This is a genomic window from Microbacterium sp. UBA837, from assembly GCF_002296025.1.
Taxonomy (GTDB): Bacteria; Actinomycetota; Actinomycetes; order Actinomycetales; family Microbacteriaceae; genus Microbacterium.
In genome coordinates this window covers 1-3,258 of sequence record NZ_DBHD01000168.1, presented here as the reverse complement: position 1 = coordinate 3,258, position 3,258 = coordinate 1, and the positions used below count along the sequence as shown (strand labels likewise).

Sequence of the window (3,258 nt, the reverse complement as noted above, 5' to 3'; positions counted from 1 at the left end):
CGCTGTCGTGAGCCAGCTGGAGCTGTCGGCGGTGCTGCGCCGCATTGTCGAATCGGCCGTTGAGCTCGTCGGCGCGAAGTACGGTGCCCTCGGTGTGATCGGACCCGACGGGATGCTCGAGGAGTTCATCCACGTCGGGTTGAGCACCGAGACCGCGGAGGCGATCGGCCCGCCCCCGCGTGGCCGCGGCGTGCTCGGAGCCCTCATCCACGATCCTCGCCCGATCCGGCTGGAGCACATCGGCCACGACCCGCGCTCGGTCGGCTTTCCGCGCAACCACCCGAGAATGGACAGCTTCGTCGGGGTTCCCATCCGCATCCGCGGCGAGGTGTTCGGCAACCTGTACCTCACTGAGCACCCCGACGGCGCCTTCAGCGAAGAGGACACCGAGCTGCTCGAGACCCTTGCTGCCACCGCGGGCATCGCCATCGACAACGCGCGCCTGTACGAAGACTCGGTGCGCCGCGAGCGGTGGGCCGCAGCCGCGGCCGAGATGAGCGCAGCCATGTTCTCGGACGAGACCGGCAGGCCGCTGCAGCTTCTGGCCGACAAGGTCCTCCAGCTCACGGATGCCGCCACCGTCGTGGTGATCTCATCGATCAGCGACACCATGATGTGCGTCGAGGTAGCGCGCGGCGAGCACGCCGACGAACTCACCGGCTCCGTTCATGCGCAAGCTGGCACCCTCTCCGGCCGTGTCTTCGACAGTTGGCAGCCGCTGCAGGCCAGCGGCGACACCGTAGAACTCGGGGACGAACTCGTCGCGTGGGGTCCGACGGTGGTTGTGCCGATGCTCGGTGCAGACGGCGCCCCCATGGTCCTCACTGTGGGACGGCCCGTCGGTGCCCCCCGGTTCACCGACAAGGATGTCGACCTCGCCGCGGACCTCGCAGCGCAAGCCACGATCGCCCTCGAGCTCGCGCGAGGCAGGTCCGACCGGCAGGCGCTCGCGCTCATGGACGAGCGCGGCCGCATCGCCCGCGACCTGCACGATCACGTCATCCAGCGCCTGTTCGGCGCCGGGCTCTCGCTCCAAGCTGTCGCTGGCAGGGTCGGTGACGCGTCAGCACGAACTGAACTGCTCGAACAGGTCGATGCGCTGGATGCCGCCATCACCGAGATCCGCACCGTCATTTTCGCCCTGCGCCAACCCCGCGCCTCATCCGGATCGGTCAGGCACCGCATCGTGGATGTCATCAGCGAGGTAGCCCCCTCGTTCTCCGAGTCACCGCGACTCGTCTTCCAGGGACCGCTGGATCTGCGCACGCCCCCGGATGTTGCTGAAGACGTCGTAGCGGTAGTTCGCGAAGGTGTCAGCAACGTTGCCCGCCACGCTCAGGCGACGGAGACCTCGGTGCGAGTCGGCATCGCCGACGAGATGCTCGTCGTCGAAATCCTCGATGACGGAGTCGGCGTGCCAGAGTCGACGACGCGCCGCAGCGGGGTCGGTAATCTTGAGGATCGCGCCGCGCGCTGGAACGGGGAGTTCGCCCTCACCGGACGCGCCGGCGGCGGCACCCGCCTGCGGTGGGCGGTGCCCTTGGCCCAGGGAGAGACCACATGATCCGTGTCTTCGTGCTCGATGACCACGAAATCGTCCGTCGCGGGGTGGTCGACCTGATCGACGCCGAGCGCGACATGGAAGTGATCGGCGAGGCATCCACAGCCCGGCAGGCACTCGGCCGGATCGCGGCCACCATGCCCGATGTCGCGGTCCTCGACATGCGGCTTCCCGACGGCAGCGGCATCGACGTCTGCCGCGAGATCCGCTCCCAGTACCCGAGCGTCACATGCCTCATCCTCACCGCGTACGACGATGACGAAGCCGCCTACTCGGCGGTGCTGGCAGGCGCTGCCGGCTACGTCCTGAAAGACATCAAGGCCAATGGACTGCTTGACGGCATCCGTGCTGTCGCAGCCGGCAAGAACCTGCTCTCGTCGGCTGCCGCGACGCGGGTGCGCGAGCAGGCACGCGAGACTCGCTCGAGCACGCCCGGTGTCGACCTGACCGAGCGCGAGCGTCAGGTGCTCGAACTCATCGCCGAGGGTCTCACCAACCGCCAGATCGGGGAGCGCCTCGACCTCATGGAAAAGACGGTCAAGAACTACGTGACTGGGCTGCTGCGAAAGCTCGGCATGGAGCGGCGCACTCAGGCAGCCGTCTACGCCACCTCGCTTCGCTCGCAGTAGCCACGCGTCGCCATCCGCGCATCGCGAGCCGAAAACAGTGAGGCCGTCGCAGCGCCCGGTGACGAGTCGGGCGCCGCGACGGCATGCGCGGGGGAGGCTCGCAGATCGACGGCGGGCCCGCTGCACCAGGTTTGGGTTATCCGCCGGATACCTCTCCCCACGTGCGTCGCCGAACATCGTCCAGCGACGAAACCTGTCATCCTCGGCGGGGCTTCGGACGACTTTTGTGGTCTGACATCAGAGTGCCGCACCGAACACCTCAGTCCATAGGGTCTTTGGTCCCGCTCCCGTGGGCCGTGTCAGATTCCCGCGACGGATGCCGAGACACCTCTGGGCCGCCCCCTTCATTCGGTCCGGTCGCTGTGCGAGTCGTCGGTTTCCGATTGATGGGTGCATTGCCGAGCGTAGTCGACGGGTGCGAGGTAGCCGAGCGATGAATGCCGGCGGTCGTGGTTGTATTCGGTCTTCCAGCCGCCGATCACGACCTGGGCGTGGAGCAGCGAGTAGAAGCTGTTGATGTTCAGGCACTCGTCGCGGAGCCTGCTGTTGAACGACTCGACGTACCCGTTGTGCCAGGGCGAGCCGGGCGGGATGTAGAACAGGCCGGTGCGGGTGCCGGCCCAGTCGGCCATCGCGTCGCTGATGAACTCCGGGCCGTTGTCTGATCTGAGCGCCGCGGGCGCGCCGCGGACGGCGACGAGGTCCTCGAGGTGGGCGGTGAGCCGGTCCGCGGTGATCGACCGCTCGACAAGCCCTCCGATGCACTCACGGGTGTGCTCGTCGACGATGGAGCAGATCTTGATCGGACGGCCCTGCTCGTCCGCGTCGAACTGGAAGTCCACCGCCCACACGAGGTTCGGTGCGACCGCTGCCGGGGCGTCGACGGTCGAAGACCCAACGCGTTTGCGGCGACGCCGCTGCGGGACGCGCAGCCCTTCCTCGCGCCAGAGCCGCTGGATCTTCTTGTGGTTCACGACCCACCCCTCGCCGCGAGCGTCGTGGTAGGCCCTGCGGTATCCCCACCGCGGATGCTTCTTCGCATACGCCCGCAGCCAGTCCCGCAACGCC

The 3,258-nt window shown here is 67.8% G+C and carries 2 protein-coding genes and 1 pseudogene; 2 read left to right on the top strand and 1 reads right to left on the bottom strand.

The annotated features are described in order from the left end of the window. Positions 1 to 1,564: GAF domain-containing sensor histidine kinase (locus B3587_RS12020; protein WP_292728956.1), on the top strand; the 1,564-nt coding region annotated here is incomplete at its 5' end. Beyond that, the gene (locus B3587_RS12015; protein WP_228178560.1) at positions 1,561 to 2,190 is read left to right on the top strand and encodes a response regulator; all 630 of its coding nucleotides are present in this window, start codon (positions 1,561 to 1,563) and stop codon (positions 2,188 to 2,190) included. The genes B3587_RS12020 and B3587_RS12015, both read left to right, overlap by 4 nt. A 344-nt stretch (positions 2,191 to 2,534) precedes the next feature. Here B3587_RS12015 and B3587_RS12010 read toward each other — a convergent pair. Then, a pseudogene (locus tag B3587_RS12010) lies at positions 2,535 to 3,258 on the bottom strand (IS3-like element ISAar43 family transposase); the annotation flags it as partial.